This is a genomic window from Bacillus sp. LR--39 (assembly GCF_053613335.1).
On sequence record NZ_JBSIOT010000995.1, the window covers coordinates 1 to 663 of the forward strand.

1 protein-coding gene is annotated in these 663 nt (G+C 40.0%); it reads left to right on the top strand.

Features of this window, described 5'->3' with window-relative positions:
- Positions 1–312 (top strand): YfmQ family protein (locus ACWHAR_RS27995; RefSeq protein ID WP_452088554.1); only part of this gene is annotated, 312 nt, incomplete at its 5' end.
- Positions 313–663: the final 351 nt, after the last annotated feature.

Genomic DNA, 663 nt, shown 5'->3' on the forward strand with positions numbered 1-663 from the left:
GTGACATTCGGCGGAAAACGTTTAGAGGGATCTGACAAGAGTCGATTTATTCAAAACTTTAATGAAGCGGTATTTATGGAGCGGTACTACATATACCCGGGAGATGAGCCGCTGTATGTCAATCCGAAAAACGCCGGGACACCGTTTGTGATCGAAACAACTAAAGGAAAAAACGCTGTGAAGCTGTTTGTATACAGATACGATGATCATATAGACGTCGTTAAACAATATAAGAAAAAGACGGCCGCTTATTGTCTGCGTTCTGACAGTCTGCAAACATGCGGGGGGATGAAAACGGCGGATTTGATTTAAAAAGCAGGAAAAACCTGCTTTTTTATTATGATATGAAATAGAGCCTGACAGCGCCGTAACCGATCAAAAATAACCAGGCAGCGATTCTTTCTTTTTGACGTGCTGTACGGCTGTCCATTTCACCATCGCCTTTCTTCATTTTATTAGCAATAAAATCCTTGTATTGCATATTATTCTAAATTAAAATGAGGTTGATAAAAAGTCTTGCACAGGGAGAAACGCCATGACCATACATATTCAACAGCTTGAAGCCCCTCTGAATCGTGAGTTTGTTGATGAACTGATCAATTTGTGGAATGATAATACGTTGGAAACGGCTGATTGTGCATTAGATGATCAAGATAGAGAAAT